Annotated in this window: 11 protein-coding genes and 3 pseudogenes; 8 read left to right on the top strand and 6 right to left on the bottom strand. The window is 64.3% G+C overall.

Going from position 1 to position 14,251, the window contains the following annotated elements; genetic code table 11:
• Positions 1-7 precede the first annotated feature (7 nt).
• Entirely contained in the window at positions 8-424 is a 417-nt protein-coding gene (locus RA167_RS10225) for a CopD family protein (protein ID WP_076785457.1), read from the top strand.
• Between the two features lie 28 nt (positions 425-452).
• On the opposite strand, the pseudogene RA167_RS10220 reads toward RA167_RS10225, so the two are convergent.
• Positions 453-590, bottom strand: a pseudogene (locus tag RA167_RS10220) (transcriptional regulator); the annotation flags it as partial.
• Positions 591-664: 74 nt separating this feature from the next.
• Here RA167_RS10220 and edd point away from each other — a divergent pair.
• From edd to RA167_RS10205, 3 genes and pseudogenes are all read left to right on the top strand, one after another.
• Positions 665-2,500 carry a phosphogluconate dehydratase gene (edd, locus tag RA167_RS10215; RefSeq protein ID WP_076785456.1) on the top strand — a complete coding sequence of 612 codons (1,836 nt, stop codon included), beginning with the start codon at positions 665-667 and terminating at the stop codon, positions 2,498-2,500.
• 49 nt (positions 2,501-2,549) lie between these two features.
• Entirely contained in the window at positions 2,550-3,185 is a 636-nt protein-coding gene (gene eda / locus RA167_RS10210; protein ID WP_076785455.1) for a bifunctional 4-hydroxy-2-oxoglutarate aldolase/2-dehydro-3-deoxy-phosphogluconate aldolase, read from the top strand.
• A pseudogene (locus RA167_RS10205) lies at positions 3,184-3,350 on the top strand (gluconokinase); the annotation flags it as partial. The gene eda and the pseudogene RA167_RS10205, both read left to right, overlap by 2 nt.
• A 59-nt stretch (positions 3,351-3,409) precedes the next feature.
• On the opposite strand, the gene purB reads toward RA167_RS10205, so the two are convergent.
• Positions 3,410-4,798 (bottom strand): adenylosuccinate lyase, encoded by a 1,389-nt coding sequence (purB, locus tag RA167_RS10200; RefSeq protein WP_076785454.1) that lies wholly within the window; start codon positions 4,796-4,798, stop codon positions 3,410-3,412.
• A 385-nt stretch (positions 4,799-5,183) separates the two neighbouring features.
• Here purB and RA167_RS10195 point away from each other — a divergent pair, with 385 nt between their 5' ends.
• Entirely contained in the window at positions 5,184-5,795 is a 612-nt protein-coding gene (locus RA167_RS10195) for a glutathione S-transferase C-terminal domain-containing protein (protein WP_076785453.1), read from the top strand.
• Here the strand turns inward: RA167_RS10195 and mnmA are convergent.
• The 3 genes and pseudogenes from mnmA to RA167_RS10180 form a co-directional block, all read right to left on the bottom strand.
• A complete protein-coding gene (gene mnmA / locus RA167_RS10190) occupies positions 5,743-6,885 on the bottom strand; it encodes a tRNA 2-thiouridine(34) synthase MnmA (RefSeq protein WP_076785452.1) in 1,143 nt (380 codons plus the stop codon). The two genes, RA167_RS10195 and mnmA, sit on opposite strands and share 53 nt — an antisense overlap.
• Before the next feature lie 89 nt (positions 6,886-6,974).
• Positions 6,975-7,455: pseudogene (locus RA167_RS10185) on the bottom strand (NUDIX hydrolase).
• 314 nt (positions 7,456-7,769) lie between these two features.
• Positions 7,770-9,062: a THUMP domain-containing class I SAM-dependent RNA methyltransferase gene (locus RA167_RS10180; protein WP_076785451.1), complete on the bottom strand. Its 1,293-nt coding sequence runs from the start codon at positions 9,060-9,062 to the stop codon at positions 7,770-7,772.
• A 157-nt stretch (positions 9,063-9,219) separates the two neighbouring features.
• Between RA167_RS10180 and yajC the strand changes: the two genes are divergently transcribed.
• The 3 genes from yajC (at position 9,220) to secF (ending at position 12,735) form a co-directional block, all read left to right on the top strand.
• Positions 9,220-9,597 carry a preprotein translocase subunit YajC gene (yajC, locus tag RA167_RS10175; protein ID WP_076785450.1) on the top strand — a complete coding sequence of 126 codons (378 nt, stop codon included), beginning with the start codon at positions 9,220-9,222 and terminating at the stop codon, positions 9,595-9,597.
• Between the two features lie 111 nt (positions 9,598-9,708).
• A complete protein-coding gene (gene secD, locus RA167_RS10170; RefSeq protein WP_076785449.1) occupies positions 9,709-11,766 on the top strand; it encodes a protein translocase subunit SecD in 2,058 nt (685 codons plus the stop codon).
• 18 nt (positions 11,767-11,784) lie between these two features.
• Positions 11,785-12,735 (top strand): protein translocase subunit SecF, encoded by a 951-nt coding sequence (secF, locus tag RA167_RS10165; RefSeq protein ID WP_076785448.1) that lies wholly within the window; start codon positions 11,785-11,787, stop codon positions 12,733-12,735.
• Positions 12,736-12,857: 122 nt separating this feature from the next.
• On the opposite strand, the gene RA167_RS10160 is transcribed toward secF, so the two are convergent.
• Positions 12,858-14,153, bottom strand: a complete 1,296-nt coding sequence (locus RA167_RS10160; RefSeq protein WP_076785447.1) for an MFS transporter — start codon at positions 14,151-14,153, stop codon at positions 12,858-12,860.
• Positions 14,154-14,251: the final 98 nt, after the last annotated feature.

Genomic DNA, 14,251 nt, shown 5'->3' with positions numbered 1-14,251 from the left:
TTCGTGCATGTTGTGGGTCAAAACCTTTCATATCGTGTTGATTGCCTCCTGGTTCGCGGGGCTGTTCTATCTGCCCCGCATCTTCGTGAACCTGGCGCTGGAGATCGAACCTGCCGTGTCGCGGCGCTTGCTGGTGATGGCGCGCAAGTTGTATCGCTTCATGAGCCTGATCGCCGTGCCAGCGCTCGTGTGCGGGCTCTGGCTATGGCTCGTGGTGGGCATCGGTCGCGGGCAGGGGTGGATGCATGCGAAACTGGCGATCGTCGTGCTGCTGATCGTCTATCACGCGATGTGTGGCAGGTTGCTCGCCACGTTCGAGCGGGGCGCGAACCGCCGCTCCGACCGGTGGTATCGGATGTTCAACGAATTGCCGGTGCTCGGCTTGCTCGGCGCAGTCGCGCTGGTGGTCTTCAAGCCCTTTTGAGCGGCCTTCATCCCTTCCGAGCAGCTTGTTACCAGTCGCGCACGGCCACACGGCGTTGTGCGACGACTTGTGACATGCGCGAGGTCATCGGCGAGAATACGTCGGTTTCCTCGGCGATGTTGGCCAACAGGCTGATTGGGGCCAGCCGCGCCAGCGGCGAGTTGCTGAACTTGCGACCCTCCGGCGATTCAAACCTTCCGGCGCACTTGCGCGTGCCGCCCGTTTCCAGGAGCGATTCCTATGGCTTCGTTGCACCCCCGGCTGACGGCCGTGACCGATCGCATCATCGAACGCAGCAACGCAACGCGGCACGCCTATCTTGCCCGGATCGAGCATGCGCAAGGACAGTTTCCTGCGCGCGGCGTGCTGTCTTGCGCGAACCTGGCTCACGGTTTTGCCGGGCTCGAAGGGCAGGACAAGATCGCGATCCGTGCGATGCGGCAGCCGAACATCGGCATTGTGTCGGCCTACAATGAGATGTTGTCCGCGCATGCGCCGTACCGCGACTTTCCCGACATCATCAAACAGGCGGCGCGCGAAGCGGGGGGCATCGCGCAATTTTCCGGTGGCGTGCCTGCGATGTGCGACGGCATTACGCAGGGCAACGCCGGCATGGAACTGTCGCTGTTTTCCCGCGAGACAATCGCGATGTCAACGGCGATCGCGTTGACGCACAACATGTTCGACGCGGCGCTGTGCTTGGGCATTTGCGACAAGATCGTGCCGGGCCTATTGATCGGCGCGTTGCAATTCGGCCACTTGCCGACGATCTTCGTGCCCGCCGGGCCGATGACCAGTGGCCTGTCCAATGATGAGAAAGCCAAGATCCGCCAGCAGTTCGCCACCGGCGCTGTGGGGCGCGACGTGCTGCTCGACAGCGAGGCGCGCGCGTACCATGGTCACGGCACCTGCACGTTCTATGGCACGGCGAACTCGAACCAGCTGCTGATGGAAATCATGGGCCTGCATTTGCCCGGTGCCGCGTTCGTCCATCCGCATACGCCGCTGCGCGATGCGCTCACCGCCGAGGCGGCACGCCGCGTGCTGCAACTGACCGCGCAAGGCGCGCACTACACGCCGATCGGCCGAGTGATTGACGAGAAAGCGATTGTCAATGGCATCGTCGCGCTGCTGGCCACCGGCGGCTCCACCAATCATACGCTGCACCTGGTGGCGATTGCCCGCGCGGCTGGCATCGTGATCGACTGGAACGACTTCGATGACCTGTCGCGTGCAGTGCCGCTGCTCGCGAAGATCTATCCAAATGGCAAGGCGGACATTAACCACTATCACGCGGCGGGCGGCATGGCGTTCCTGACGCGCACGCTGCTCGAGGCAGGCTTGCTGCACGACGATGTGACGACCGTTGCCGGCGCCGGCTTGTCGGCCCATTACACGCGCGAGCCCAGACTGGTCAACGGTAAGCTGGCCTGGATCGACGGCCCGCGCGAGAGCCACGACAAGGCCGTGCTGCGCAGCACCGCGGAATCGTTCCAGCCGGATGGCGGGTTGCGATTGGTGCAGGGCCGGTTGGGTCGAGGTGTGATCAAGATTTCCGCGGTCGCGCCGCAACATCGCAGTGTCACCGCGCCGGCGATCGTCTTCGATTCGCAGGAAGGCGTGCAGGCCGCCTTCGATCGCGGTGAGCTGGAGCGCGATTGCGTCGTCGTGGTGCGATTCCAGGGGGCAAGAGCCAATGGCATGCCCGAGCTGCACCGGCTCACGCCGCTGCTGGGCGTCTTGCAGGACAAGGGCTTGCGCGTGGCGCTAGTGACCGACGGCCGGATGTCGGGCGCCTCGGGCAAGGTGCCGGCAGTGATCCATCTGTCGCCTGAGGCGCTGCTCGACGGCCCGCTCGGCAAGGTGCGCAGCGGCGATGTGATTACGCTCGATGCAGAAGCCGGGCGATTGGACGTGGACGTGGACGAAGCCGAATGGGCGCGCCGCGCGAACGAAAAGCCCGTGCATCGCCACGAGCATGAACTGGGTTTTGGCCGTGAGCTGTTCGGCGTTTTTCGTGCCGCTGCGCTGCCGGCCGAGCAAGGGGCGTCGGTGTTCGGCGCGATGACCGAATGAGAGAATCGAATGAGGGCATCGTTCCATTCTGAACTACAGGAGAGCTGCAATGAGACCCGTGAGCGAAATCGTGCGGATCGGCCCGGTTATCCCGGTCCTGACATTTGAGTCGGTGGAGCAGGGCGAGCACGTCGCGCACGCGCTGTACGAGGGCGGGGTAAAGGTGCTCGAGATCACGCTGCGAACCACGGCCGGACTGCAGGCGATCGGGCGCGCATCGCAGCTTGCCGCGGATATCGTCGTCGGCGTTGGTACGCTGACCACCGCCGCTCAGGTCGAGGAGGCTAAGCGCGCCGGCGCGACATTCGGCGTGTCGCCGGGGCTCACACGCGAGATCCATCGGGCGGCGCAGGACGTCGGCTTGCCGTTGCTGCCCGGTGTGATGACGCCGTCCGACATCCTGTTCGCGCTCGAGCTTGGCTACGACATCGTGAAGTTCTTCCCGGCGCAGCAGGCCGGCGGCTTGGATATGCTGCAAGCGTTTAGCGGACCATTCCCGGCGTTGCGGTTCTGCCCGACCGGCGGCATCACGCAGGAGTTGGCGACGAGCTTTCTCGCGCTGCCCAACGTGGTTTGCGTCGGCGGCTCATGGCTCACGCCCCGGGCGGTGCTGGCCGCACAAAACTGGGCCGAGGTGACACGCCTGGCGCGCGCGGCGAGTCAACTGGCGCGGCCCAATACCTAAGCTTAACCACCGCACCGGCCACTTCTTTGGCCCGTCGTTGCTGCAACGTCAATGGGACACGCTCGAGGAGCCGGGCCTGACGAGGCGATTACGGTGAGCATCGATGAGCCGCCGGAGCGCATCGTCGGCCGGGTACTCGAGCGGTTGGCCGCGCGCACCCGTTGATCCACACGGCCCGAGCGGCTACCTCGGCATGCGCGCCCGTCACGGCCGGCGCATCGATGTCAGCCGATGCGTTGCGCGAGCTTGACCGCTTTGCCGACATAGGATGCCGGCGTCATCGCCAGCAGTCGCGCCTTGGCCTCGTCCGGGATCGGCAGCGTGCCGATGAAGGCGTGCAGTCCATCGCGGGTGATACCCTTGCCACGCGTTAGCTCCTTCAACTGCTCATACGGATTCTCGATTCCATAGCGGCGCATGACGGTCTGTACCGGTTCGGCCAGCACTTCCCAGCAGTCATCCAAGTCCTCATCAAGCCGTTGTGGATTGACTTCGAGCTTATCGAGCCCGCGGATCAGGGCATCGTACGCGAGTAGCGAATAGCCGAATGCGACGCCAATGTTGCGCAGGACCGTCGAGTCGGTCAGGTCGCGCTGCCAGCGTGACACTGGCAGCTTGTCCGCCAGATGGCGCAGCGTGGCGTTGGCCAGGCCCAGGTTGCCTTCGGAGTTCTCGAAATCGATCGGATTAACCTTGTGCGGCATCGTCGATGAGCCGATTTCTCCCGCCTTCGTTTTTTGCTTGAAGTAGCCCAGCGAGATGTAGCCCCACACGTCGCGGTCCAGGTCTAGCAGGATCGTGTTCGCCCGCGCGAGCGCGTCGAACAGCTCCGCCATGTAGTCGTGCGGCTCGATCTGGATCGTATAGGGATTGAACGTCAGCCCGAGCCGCGTCTGCACGACATCTCGGGCGAAGGCTTCCCAGTCGAAATCCGGGTAGGCAGACAGATGGGCGTTGAAATTGCCGACCGCGCCGTTCATCTTGCCCAACAGTGTGACGGCGGCGATCCGGTCGATGGCACGCGATAGGCGCGCGGCCACGTTGGCGATTTCCTTACCCAGCGTCGTCGGGCTGGCCGGCTGTCCGTGCGTGCGTGAGAGCATCGGTTGCGCGGCGTGCGCGTGCGCGAGCGCGACCAGCCGCTGGTGCACGGTGCGCAGCGCCGGCAGTATCACATGCTCGCGCGCGCCCTTGAGCATCAACCCGTGCGACGTGTTGTTGATGTCCTCGGACGTGCAGGCGAAATGGATGAACTCGCTCGCGCGCTCCAGTTCCGGCTGGCCCTTGACCGACTCCTTCAGCCAGTACTCGACCGCCTTCACGTCGTGGTTCGTCACGCGCTCGATGTCCTTGATCCGGGCGGCATCGCGCGGGGAAAAGCGCTCGACCAGTTGCAGCAGGAATTGTTCGGATGACGCGGAGAACGCCGGGATTCCCGGCAACCCGGCCTGTGACAGCGCGATCAGCCAATGGACCTCGACGGTGACGCGGTGGCGCATGAACGCGGCTTCGGACAGCCAGTCGCGCAGGGCTTCGGTTTTGGCCGCATAGCGGCCGTCCAGTGGCGATAGCGCGGTCAGCGCAAAGAGGGTATCGGGACGAATGTCAGACATGGCACGGGACGCCACAGCGGCGCCGGAAAAGCGTGGAGAACCGCGCATTTTACCATTGGCCGTGTCCCGGTGAGGCTGGCCTTACGCCACGTCGCCGGTGCGCCGTACTGCCGGTATGTCGTGCTGCCAGAGCACCGTACTGCCAGGGCGCCGTACTGTCAGGGCGCCGTACTGCCAGGGCGCCGTACTGCCAGGGCGCCGTACTGCCAGGGCACCGTACTACCAGAGCGCCGCCGCACTGAGATGCGGCGGCGGTTCATGCACCGTTTCAGGCTGTTGTAATCCAAACACAATGGTCACGCGTTAGAGTGCCTGTCGCGCGAATGCGACGGATAAGATGATGTCCGGGGGCGCTATATCGCCCAAGACTCTCTGAAGGGGAAAGATGAAATTAATCGGTTCGCTCAGCAGCCCGTTCGTTCGCAAGGTACGGATCGTGATGGCTGAAAAGAAAATCGACTACAAGCTGGTGCTCGAGAATCCCTGGGCGGTCGATACGGTCATTCACGACTTCAATCCGCTGGGCAAGGTGCCATGCCTGGTCATGGAGGACGGCGAGGCGATGTTCGATTCGCGGGTCATTTGCGAGTACGTCGACACGCTGACGCCGGTGGGCAAACTGTTGCCGCAGCTTGGCCGCGAGCGCGCCGCGGTGCGTGGCTGGGAGGCGCTGACCGATGGAGTGCTCGAGGCTGCGGTGCTGGTGCGGGTCGAAGCTACGCAGCGCGACGAGGGGCAGCGTAGTCAAGCGTGGGTGGAGCGGCAACAACGCAAGATCCACGCCGGCCTTGCTGCGATGGCGCGCGGACTCGGCGAGCGGCCGTGGTGCCACGGCAATCACTACACGCTGGCCGACATTGCGCTCGGCTGTACGCTCGGCTACCTAGACTTTCGCATGTCGGAGCTTGCGTGGCGCGATGCGCACCCGAATCTGGACAAGCACTTTACGAAGCTGTCGCAGCGGCAGGCGTTTGTCGATACGTTGCCGCAGGCGTGAACGGCGCCGACGTGGCGCCGATGATGCCGCCGCCCAAGCACACGTCGCCGTCGTACAGCACGGCGGATTGTCCCGGCGTCACCGCCCATTGCGGCTGCGCGAAGCGCAACGCAAAGTGCCCGTCTGGTGCATGCTGGAATATGCAGGTCGCGTCCTGCTGGCGATAGCGTGTCTTGGCCGCACACGGGTGTCCTTCCTGCGGTGCTGCGCCTGAAATCCAACTGGCGTTCCCCGCCTGCAGCGTCGAGCTGAGCAACCACGGGTGATCGTGCCCCTGCACGACATACAGTGTGTTGCCCGCTATGTCCTTGCCGGCGACGAACCACGGCTCGCCGCTGCCATCGCGGCTGCCGCCCAAGCCGATCCCCTTGCGCTGACCCAACGTGTAAAATGCGAGCCCGATGTGTTCGCCGACGACCTTGCCCTCCGGGGTTTTCATCGGGCCGGGGCGGGTCGGCAGATAGCGGTTCAGGAACGTGCGGAATGGCCGTTCGCCGATGAAGCAGATGCCAGTCGAGTCCTTTTTTGCCGCGTTGGGCAACCCGATTTGCGCAGCAATCTCGCGAACCCGCGCCTTGGGCATTTCGCCGAGCGGAAACAGTGTGCGGCTCAACTGCGATTGGTTCAGGCGATGCAGGAAGTAGGATTGGTCCTTGGACGAGTCCAGTGCCTTGAGCAGTTCAAACCGCTCGCCGACCCGGCGCACGCGGGCGTAGTGGCCGGTCGCGATGGTTTGCGCACCCAGCGCCATCGCGTGGTCTAGGAATGCCTTGAATTTGATCTCTGCATTGCACAGCACATCCGGATTGGGCGTGCGGCCCGCCGAATACTCGCGCAGGAACTCGGCAAAGACCCTGTCCTTGTACTGCGCGGCGAAGTTTACCGCTTCGACGTCGATGCCGACGAGGTCCGCGACCGATACGACGTCGATCCAGTCCTGCCGGCTCGCGCAATATTCGCTGTCGTCGTCGTCTTCCCAGTTCTTCATGAACAGGCCGACCACGTCGTAGCCCTGCTGCTTGAGCAGCCACGCGGCGACCGACGAATCCACGCCGCCGGACATGCCGACGACCACGCGTTGCTTTGCCATGATGCGTTACCGTTGCCAGTTTGGGCGCCGCGGGCGCCACGCGGCGCGAGCGCCGGTTGGGTTGCTCAAAGCCGGTCGCGGTACGCTATTTAGCGCGGTGCGGCCGGGTAGGATTGCACGAACTCGAGCGGATAGCGGCGTCCCGCCAGGTAGTCCTCGATACAGTGCAACACGAGCGGCGTACGGTGGCGCGACGCTTGTGCGCGCACCGCGTCGGCGCTCAGCCAGAGCGTGCGCAGGATATCGGGGTCGAGCTTGCGCGGGACTGGAGCGTGACTGGCGGTGCCGCAGTACGTAAAGCGGACATAGGTGGCCGGCACACCGTGCCCCCGCTCGAACTGCGCGACGTACACGCCAACCAACGCCTGCGGCGTGAACACCTGCCCGGTCGGTCTCCTCGAGCGTTTCGCGCACGACCGCCTCGAGCAGCGTTTCGCCCGGCTCCAGGTGACCAGCCGGCTGGTTCAGCCGCAGCCCGTGCGGCGTGTGCTCCTCGACCAGCAGGAACCGCTGCCCATGCTCGACGATGGCGGCCACGGTCACGTGCGGCGCCCACAGTTGCGTATCCATAAGAGCCAATATTGTACCGCTGTCGGGTGCAGCGAGCGGCCTTCCCATCCGCGCGCCGTCACGGCGGCCCATCCGGTGGCGGACACCGACCCGCGACCGTGTGGCGCGATCCAGGTCCCTATTGCATTGCCCGCTTGTAGATAATGATGTCGGACGCGGCGTCACCGGCACCGATAGGCGCTCAAGGAGGTCAACGAGGCAGATCGGTATGCCTGCCGACACGCGGGAAGGCGAAACGCGCGTTGCGGCGACGCCGGAGACGGCCAAGAAAGAAGCTGGGGCGGGGCGTATGCGCGTTGCCAGCGCCGGGCCGTTCAATCGGATGAGTCCGTCTGCGCGCGCGTCGCCGAGCGTTGCCGCATCGCGCCGGCGACCAGATCGAAGCGGAACAGCCGGCATTCGAGCGCGCCGTTGTACAACGGCGTCTTCGTCGATTCGCGCAGCCGCATCTGGCCGGGCAGGGTACGATCGGCGCTGAGCACGAACGCGTGCCAGCCGGGGAACCGCTGCTTGAGCACGTCGCCGAACGAGCGGAAGAACGCGCTGTCCGCGTCGTCCGGACGGGCGCGCTGAAATCTCGTGCCATCGCCGTCGTCTGTGCGGGCGCTGCGGCCGCGCATGGTGATTCGCTCGCCGTAGGGCGGATTGGCTACCAGCACGCCCGGCGTGTCGCATGGCGCCACGATGTCGCGCGCATCGAGTTGCTTGAGCGGCACCATGGGCGCACCTGCGCGCTGCAGGTTCGCGGCGGCCTTAGCCAGCATGTCGCCGGATACGTCGCTGCCGTAGATCGACAGGGCATCGCCCGGCGTGGCGCGCGCGCCGGCCTCGCGTTTAGCGTCCAGCGCTTGCGCCTTCAGGCGCTGCCACGCGCCGACATCATAGTGCTTGAGCTTTTCGAATCCGAAACGCCGCTCCACGCCTGGCGCGATGCCTAGCGCGATCTGCGCGGCCTCGGCGATGAACGTGCCGCTGCCGCACATCGGATCGAACAGCGGCGTGCCTGGTGTCCAGCCGGTCAGCCGCAGGATTCCGGCGGCCAGATTCTCGCGCAATGGCGCGGCGCCTTTGTCTAGGCGCCACCCGCGCTTGAACAACGGCTCGCCGGAGGTGTCCAGGTACAGCGTGCAGTTTGTGGCGGTGACGAACGCCTGCACCCGCACGTCGGGTTCGGCGGTGTCGATGCTGGGCCGCGCACCGGTTTGCTCGCGCAGCCGGTCGCAGATCGCGTCCTTGATGCGCAGCGTCGTAAATTCCAGACTGCGCAGCGGCGACTTGATCGCGGTCACGTCCACCCGCAACGTGCGACTAGCGTTGAACCATTGCTCCCACGGCTGCTCGCGTGCCAGCGCGTAGATATCGTGCTCGTCGCGATAGGGCCGCGCGGCGATCTTCAGCAGGATCCGGCTGGCGATCCGTGAATGTAGGTTGGCTGCGATGGCGGCAGCCCATGCACCGCTGAACGGCACGCCGCCGGCCGCCGGCGCTTGCACGGCGAACGTCGGATCGGCGGCAAACGCGGACAGCTCGCCGAGTTCGACGGCGAGCGCGCCCTCCAGGCCGCGGGGGCAGGGGGCGAAGAATTCGAGGCAGGTGGCGAAGGACATGGGGGACGCGCCGGGCGCAAAACGGACCAGTGTGTATTGTACGTGGCCACGCGACCGATGGGCCGGCTCTGAGTCCCGATGTCCTGGCCGTGGGCGCTGCCGCGTCCGCCGCATCGGCCCGTACAGCCGCCAGACGGTACTTTGCCGTCCTGGGCAGATGGTAGAATGTTCGGCTATTTTGACCTTCCACCACGGAGAGACCAACGTGTTCATTTCTAATGCGTACGCCCAGGCGGCACCCGCCGCAGGCGGTGCCGCCGGCTTTATCCAGACGTACGGCTTCTTCATCCTGATGATCGTGGTGCTGTATTTCTTCATGATCCGTCCTCAGATGAAGCGGCAGAAGGAGCACCGGAACATGCTCGCCGCGATGACCAAGGGCGACGAAGTGCTCACGTCCGGGGGCATCGTGGGCAAGGTCACGAAGGTCGGCGAGGCCTATGTTGGCGTCGAGTTGTCCGACGGCGTCGAGGTCACCGTGCAAAAGAGCGCGGTCTCGGCGATCCTGCCCAAGGGCACGATCAAGTCGCTCTGATCGCCGGCGTGTGTCCGGTCCGCGCGGCACGGCGCCTGGTGCACCGACCGCGCGCCGAAGCGGATACAGCCCGGCGAGCGTCGCGCCAGAATTCCTCTGTCCGGTCATTCCATGAATCGCTATCCCCTCTGGAAATACGTCGTGATGCTGATGGCGCTTGCCATCGGCTTGCTGTACACGCTGCCCAACTTCTTCGGCGAGGCGCCGGCGGTGCAGGTGTCCAGCGGCAAGGCGACGGTCAAGCTGGACTCGTCGGTGCTCAATACTGTTGAGTCGACGCTCGCCGCGAACGGCGTGCAGGCGGACGACGTGACGTTTGACAACACGAGTCAGAACGCGACTATCCGCGTGCGGCTGAAGGACACCGACACGCAACTGCGCGTGAAGGACCTGCTGCAAAAGGCGCTCAATGCCGATCCGGCGGATCCGACCTATATCGTCGCGCTGAACCTGCAATCGGCCTCGCCGCGCTGGTTAGCGTCGCTGCACGCGCTGCCGATGTACCTGGGCCTGGACTTGCGCGGCGGCGTGCACTTCCTGTTGCAGGTGGACCTGGCCGGCGCGCTGAACAAGAAGCTCGATTCGGATGCAGCTGATGCGCGTACGCTGCTGCGCGACAAGTCGATCCGCGATGGCGGCGTGAACCGCGTCGGCCAGACGGTGGTAGTCAACTTCGTCGATCAGGACGTCGCGAACCGCGCGGGCCAGCTGCTGTCGGACAACGTCACCGAGTTGACCTGGCAGGTGCAGCCGGCTGCCGGCGGCTACCAGGTCGTGGGCGCGTTCACACCGGCCGCGCAAAAAACGGTGCTGGACAGCGCGCTAAAGCAAAACATCACAACGCTGCACAACCGAGTCAACGAACTCGGCGTCGCGGAACCGATCGTGCAGCAACAGGGCGTGGACCGGATCGTCGTCGAACTGCCCGGCGTGCAGGACACCGCAAAGGCCAAGGACATCATCGGGCGGACCGCGACGCTCGAGGCCCGCATGGCCGATTACCAGAATTTGGTGCGCAACATCAACGATCCGGTGCCGGCTGGTGATGATCTGTTCACGCAGGGCAACGGCGCGCCGGTGTACCTGAAGAAACAAGTGATCTTTACCGGCGACCGGATCACCGACGCATCGGCCGGTTTCGACGAGCACCAGCGTCCGGCAGTGAAGATCCGCCTCGATGCGCGCGGCGGACGGGTGCTGCGCGACGTGTCGCGCGACAACATCGGCAAGCCAATGGCGATCGTGTTGTTCGAGAAGAACAAGGGCGAGGTGCTGACGGTGGCGACGATCCAGTCCGAGCTTGGCGAAAACTTCCAGATCACCGGCCAGCCGACGCCTCAGGCGGCGACCGATCTCGCGCTGTTGTTGCGCGCCGGTTCACTGGCCGCGCCAATGGAGATCATCGAGGAACGCACGATTGGACCGAGCCTGGGCGCGGACAACATTAGAAAAGGTTTCGACTCGGTGCAGTACGGGTTTGTCGCGATCGCGGTGTTCATGATCGCGTACTACATGTTGTTCGGACTGATCTCGGTGATTGCGTTGTCGGTGAACCTGCTGCTGCTCGTTGCGGTGCTGTCGGTGATGCAGGCGACGTTGACATTGCCCGGCATTGCGGCAATCGCACTGGCACTGGGCATGGCGATTGACGCGAACGTGCTGATCAACGAGCGCATCCGCGAAGAATTGCGCCGCGGCGCGCCCGCGCAACTGGCGATCCAAAATGGCTTCTCGCATGCATGGGCGACAATTCTGGATTCGAACGTCACGACGCTGATCGCTGGGCTGGCGCTGCTCGCATTCGGCTCCGGGCCGGTGCGCGGCTTTGCGGTCGTGCACTGCATCGGCATCCTGACATCGATGTTTTCCGCAGTATTCTTCGCCCGTGGACTGGTGAACCTGTGGTATGGCGGCAAGAAGAAGCTCAAGTCGCTGTCCATTGGCCAGGTATGGCGTCCGGAAGGCGCACCGGTCGCGTACGCCGAATCTGCTCAGCAGGGGGCGGCCGGTGCGGCGCAGGCGCTGCCACGCACCCCGGGCGCCAAGCGCACGGGACCGAAGCGCGCGGCGCGGCGCAATGCGCCAGCGGTGCCGCGGCCCGGCGATGTGCCCCCGTCGGAACGCACACCGCAACGTGATGCGCCGATTAAGCCGGGCCAGTCCCGCTGACCACGCTCGGAGATCCTCATGGAATTTTTCCGGATTCGCAAAGACATTCCGTTTATGCAGCGGGCGTTGATCTTCAACGTGATCTCGCTCGTGACGTTCCTTCTCGCGGTGTTCTTTCTGCTGCATCGCGGTCTGCATTTGTCCGTCGAATTTACTGGCGGCACCGTGCTAGAAATCCACACGCCGCAAGCCGCGCAAGTCGACCCGATTCGCGGCGCGCTGGACAAGATCGGCTATGCTGATGCGCAGGTACAGACCTTTGGCACGTCGCGTGATGTGCTGATCCGGCTGCCCTTGAAGGGGGGGCTGTCGTCGGCGCAGCAAAGCGACCAGGTGATGGCCGCGCTGAACGGGCTTGATGCGCAGATCAAGCTGCAGCGCGTGGAGTTCGTCGGGCCGCAGGTGGGCAAGGAGCTGGCGACCGACGGGTTGCTTGCGCTCGCGTGCGTGGTCGTGGGCATCGTGATCTACCTGTCGTTCCGCTTCGAATGGAAATATGCGATTGCCGGGATCATCGCGAATCTGCACGACGTCGTGATCATCCTGGGTTTCTTTGCGTTCTTCCAGTGGGAATTCTCGCTGTCGGTGCTGGCCGCGGTGCTCGCGGTGCTCGGCTATTCAGTCAACGAATCCGTGGTCATTTTCGATCGGATTCGCGAGACGTTCCGGCGCGAGCGCAAGATGACGGTCACCGAGGTCATCAATCATGCGATTACGAGCACAATGTCGCGCACGATCATCACGCACGGCTCGACGCAGATGGTGGTGTTGTCGATGCTCTTGTTCGGCGGTCTAACGCTGCACTATTTTGCGCTGGCGCTGACCATCGGTATCTTGTTCGGCATCTATTCGTCGGTGTTCGTCGCAGCGGCGCTGGCGATGTGGCTCGGGGTCAAGCGCGAAGACCTGATCAAGGAAAAGAAGTCGGGGTACGATCCGAACGATCCGAACGCCGGCGCGCAGGTGTAGCCACGCTCGCCGCGCTGTGGCGTGTTGGCCGGTCCGTGATGACTCGGACCGGCCAATTGCTACGGCACGACAACTGCTACGGCCGCTACAACCACTACGGCCGCTACAACCGGCTCGCGCGTTTAGCGCACCGCGAGCCGCAAGCGTACCGCGAACAGCGCAACGATGCTAATCGCCGCCGCGAAGATCATGTAGAAGCCGGGCGCTACCTTAGTGCCGGTCGATGCGATCAACCAAGAGATGATGAACGGTGCAAAGCCGCCGAAGATCGTCACGGCAATGTTGTACGACAACGATAGCCCGGTCGTGCGGGTGCTGACCGGGAAAATCTCCGATAGCAACCCGGGCAGCGTGGCGAAATAGCCGCTTATCAGAAAGCCGAAGATGATCTGCACGACCAGCAACGTCGCCAAGGTCGGATGCGAAACCAGCATCGCAAACGCAGGGTAGATCAGCACGAGGATCGTGATCGCCGACGCGAGCATGATGCCGGTGCGGCCGTGCCGGTCGGACCAGTGGCCCACCAATGGCGACACGACCAGCTGGATCATACCGGTCAACAGGATCGCGGCGAACGACGCCGACGCCGGCAGGCCGAGCTGCTTCACCGCAAAGGTCGGCATGAACAGCACGACATACGTGGACACGGTGGCCAGAATTACCACACCGATGGCGATCAGCAAACGCTCCTTCTGCGTCGCGAGCGTATCGCGCACGGGTGTCAACGTGGTCTTGCTCGACATCTCGGCTGCGACGAACTCGGGCGTCTCATCGACGCGCTTGCGGATATACCATGCGACCGGCCCAATCAACAGTCCGAAGAAAAACGGGATCCGCCAGCCCCATGCATCCATTTGCGCGGGTGACAGGTTGCCATTGAGCACGACGCCGAAGATGGCTGCGAGCAGCATCGTGAGCCCCTGGCTGGCGACTTGCCAACTGGAGAGAAAGCCGCGGCGCTGCGGCATGTGCTCAGCCAGGAACGCGGTGGCGCTGCCGAACTCGCCGCCGGCGGAAAAGCCTTGCAGCAATCGCGCGATGACTAGGATGAGCGGCGCGGCCAGGCCGATGGTCGCGTAATTGGGCAGCACGGCGATGATCAGCGTGCCGACCATCATCAGCGAGATCGACAGCGACAGCGCGGCCCGGCGGCCGGCGCGGTCCGCATAAGCGCCGAGCACGATGGCGCCCAGCGGTCGCATGAAGAACGATACGCCGAACGTGACCAAAGTGAGCAGCAACGATATCGTGTCGTTGCCGGCCGGGAAGAATTGCTGGGAGATGACGACCGCAAAGAAGCCGTAGGCGACCAGATCGAACCATTCGAGCGCGTTGCCGATCGAGGCGGCGGCCACTGCGCGCCAGACCTTCAGCCGCACGGCCGGAGCGACGGAGGACGACGAGACAGATGCACCCATGCGAGTTCCTTATCCTATGAACTGCGTTGACGAATGCCGTCGCCTGATCGTTGCACGCACAATGAATTACCTGGCGCCGGTGCCTGCGTGCACGCCAC

The sequence above is a fragment of the Mycetohabitans endofungorum genome, assembly GCF_037477895.1.
In the GTDB taxonomy this organism is placed as follows: Bacteria; Pseudomonadota; Gammaproteobacteria; order Burkholderiales; family Burkholderiaceae; genus Mycetohabitans.
This window is presented reverse-complemented; position numbering and strand designations above follow the sequence as displayed.